At 59.4% G+C, this 3053-nt stretch carries 2 protein-coding genes and 1 rRNA gene; 2 read left to right on the top strand and 1 reads right to left on the bottom strand.

From position 1 onward, the window contains the following. Positions 1-268 precede the first annotated feature (268 nt). Both GM676_RS31145 and GM676_RS31140 read left to right on the top strand, forming a co-directional pair. Positions 269-1630, top strand: a complete 1362-nt coding sequence (locus tag GM676_RS31145) for a sodium-dependent transporter (RefSeq protein ID WP_155468442.1) — start codon at positions 269-271, stop codon at positions 1628-1630. 43 nt (positions 1631-1673) lie between these two features. Beyond that, complete coding sequence (locus GM676_RS31140) at positions 1674-2885, top strand: sensor histidine kinase (RefSeq protein ID WP_155468440.1); 1212 nt, start codon at positions 1674-1676, stop codon at positions 2883-2885. 48 nt (positions 2886-2933) lie between these two features. Here the strand turns inward: GM676_RS31140 and rrf are convergent. Further along, a 5S ribosomal RNA gene (gene rrf / locus GM676_RS31135) occupies positions 2934-3046 on the bottom strand. Positions 3047-3053: the final 7 nt, after the last annotated feature.

Below are 3053 nucleotides of genomic sequence, written 5' to 3'. Positions count from 1 at the left end.
TAGTTTAATCTCTGTTTGATGACCATTTCTGGTCATGGTTCGCCCACTCAAAATACTGACAGTATTTCTTGTTGAGCATTTAATGCTTTTTGTTGCAGCATCAAACGCCCACATTTATCGACTGTAATTTTTTAAAGATCTGCTTCGATGCTGAGAAGCGTTGTGTTCGTCAGCGAAGAGATGAGATTATGCTGCAAGGCATTGATTCCGTCAACCCTCTTTTTTCGTTTGCTACAATCGACTCCTTTGATTTCGATAGAAAGCAGCAATGAGCAACACGATTAAACGCGGCGGTTTCAGCTCCAGCTTTGGCGTGCTGGCCGCCACGCTGGGCTCAGCCGTCGGCCTTGGCAATATATGGAAATTCCCTTCGCTGACTGGCGCCAACGGCGGCGCCGGCTTCCTGCTGATCTATCTGCTGGCGACATTGGTGATCGGCCTGCCGGTGATGATCGCCGAAATCACCATGGGCCGCGCCGCCAAGGCCGATCCGATCGGCACGCTGCAAAAGCTGTCACCGAAAAAGAGCCTGCCATGGTGGCTGGTCGGCGCCGCCGGCATGCTGGCCGCCTTCCTGATCCTGTCCTTCTATTCCGAAGTGGTGGCCTGGGTATTCGCCTATGTGTTCAAGGCCATCGGCGGCAGCATCCTCAGCAGCGACCGCCATGTGACCGAAAGCGCTTTCGGTGCGCTGATCGCCGACCCGGTGCAATCGCTGCTGTGGCAGTGGGGCGTGCTGGCCTTCATCGGCGCTATTCTGCTGATGGGTGTAACCAAGGGCATTGAAGGCATCACCAAGAAACTGATGCCGGTGCTGTTCCTGTTATTGCTGCTGCTGTGCGCAGTCAGCCTGACCTTGCCCAAAGTGGCGGACGGCCTGGCCTTCCTGTTCAAGCCAGACTTCAGCAAAATTACTGCGGGCGTGATCCTGACCGCCATGGGCCTCGCCTTCTTCAAGCTATCACTGGGCATGGGCACCATGATGACGTACGGCTCCTACTTCCGTGACGACCAGAATATCCCCGCCACCACGGTGCGCGTGATGCTGGCCGACCTGTTTGTATCCATGCTGGCCGGGATCGCCATCTTCCCGGCGGTGTTCACCTTCGGCTTCGCGCCGTCGGCCGGGCCGTCGCTGGTGTTCATCACGATCCCGGCCGTGTTTTCGCAAATCCCCGGCGGCCAGCTGCTGATGATTGCCTTCTTTGCGCTGGCCTCGGTGGCGGCGACCGGCGCCATGCTGTCCATGATGGAAGTGCCGGTGGTGATCCTGCACGAGCGCTGGGGCATGAGCCGCGCCAAAGCCACACTGCTGACCATCGCCGCGCTGATGGTGCTGGGCTCCAGCTGCGCGCTGACCAATAGCACCATGGCCAGCTTCAAACTGTTCGGCATGAATATGTTCGACCTGTTCGACTTTGCGTCCTCCAATGTGCTGCTGCCGCTGGGTGGCATTTTGCTAGCCTTGTTCGTGGGCTGGGTGTGGGGCCGCGACAACTTCCAGCGCGCGCTGTCCAATCAGGGCGCGCTGCACAACGCCGCAGTGACGGGCGCCGTGTTCTTCCTGCTGCGCTACGTCTCGCCGTTGCTGATTCTGGTTGTCATGCTGAAAGGCCTCGGCTTGTTCTGACGCCCGTTATATACTGGCCGCACCGTGATCTTCAGGGTGCGAGATGAACCAGAGCGAGATTCCCGCCGTGCCGATGCCGACGATCCTGATCGTCGACGATTCACTATCCTACCTGGCGGCGCTGCTGGACCGGCTGGAACGGCACGGCTTCCTGATCGTCCTGGCGCAAACCGCGGCCGAAGGCCTGATGCGCGCCGAGTTCGCCGATCCGGACCTGATCCTGCTCGATGTGGTGATGCCCGACATCGACGGCTTTGAGGCTTGCCGCCGCCTCAAGGCCGGCAAGAAAACTAAGGACATCCCGGTCATCTTCATGACCGGCCTCACCGATCCCAAACAAAAAGTCACAGGCTTTGACGCCGGCGGCGTCGATTACATCACCAAGCCGTTCCAGATCGAGGAAGTGCTGGCACGCATCAACACCCACCTGGCGCTGCGTCGCGCCAACCGTGAACTGCATGACATGATCGGCACGCTGGCCAAGGCGCGCGAAGACCTGGTGCGCAATGAAAAGCTGGCCGGCTTGGGCGCGCTGGTGGCCGGCATCGCGCATGAACTGAATACGCCGATCGGCAACAGCCTGATGGCCTCCAGCACCTTCGAATTGCAGACCGAGGAAATCAGCCGGCACATGAGCAAGGAAGGCGGCATCACGCGCAAGGAGTTCGAGCACTACATCGAAAACGCGCGCATGTCAGTCGACATCCTCAGCCGCAACCTGCATCGCGCGGCCGACATCGTCACCAACTTCAAGCAGGTTGCGGTGGACCAGACCAGCTCGCAACGGCGCAGCTTCCTGCTGGCCGAGGTCATCGCCGGCAATCTGCTGACGCTGCAACCGACCATCAAGCGCACGCCCTTCGTCATCACGCAGCAGGTGCCGGCGGACCTGATGATGGAAAGTTATCCCGGCCCGCTTGGCCAGATCGTGACCAACCTGATAAACAACGCCATCCTGCACGGCTACGAAGGCCGCAGCGAAGGCTTGATTGCCGTGAGCGCGCAGCTGTCGGCGCAGGGCTGGGTGACGCTGAGCGTGGAAGACCATGGTGTCGGCATCAACAAGGCCGATCTGCCGCGCATCTTCGATCCCTTCTTCACCACCAAGATGGGCGTGGGCGGATCGGGACTGGGCTTGAATATCGTGCACAACATCGTGACCGAGATCCTGGGCGGCAGGATTGATGTGAGCAGTGAGGTGGGCGGCGGCACGCGCTTTACGCTGACCTTGCCTATGTGCGCGCCGGTGCGCTGAAGCGAAAAAGCCCGCACAGTATGCTGAGCGGGCTTTTCCTGATAACTAGCTTGACGATAACCTACTTTCACACTGGTTGCAGCACTATCATCGGCGTAGAGTCGTTTCACGGTCCTGTTCGGGATGGGAAGGGGTGGGACCGACTTACTATGGTCATCAAGCTTTGAC

This window comes from Duganella radicis (assembly GCF_009720825.1).
Classification (GTDB): Bacteria; Pseudomonadota; Gammaproteobacteria; order Burkholderiales; family Burkholderiaceae_D; genus Rugamonas; species Rugamonas radicis.
The sequence above is the reverse complement of the archived record's forward strand: the minus strand, read 5'-3'. Positions and strand labels throughout refer to the sequence as shown.

Bases quoted from the DNA above. Each gene is read 5' to 3' on its own strand.
- GM676_RS31145 (WP_155468442.1), top strand. From the start codon at position 269: ATGAGCAACACGATTAAACGCGGCGGTTTCAGCTCCAGCTTTGGCGTG.
- GM676_RS31140 (WP_155468440.1), top strand. From the start codon at position 1,674: ATGAACCAGAGCGAGATTCCCGCCGTGCCGATGCCGACGATCCTGATC.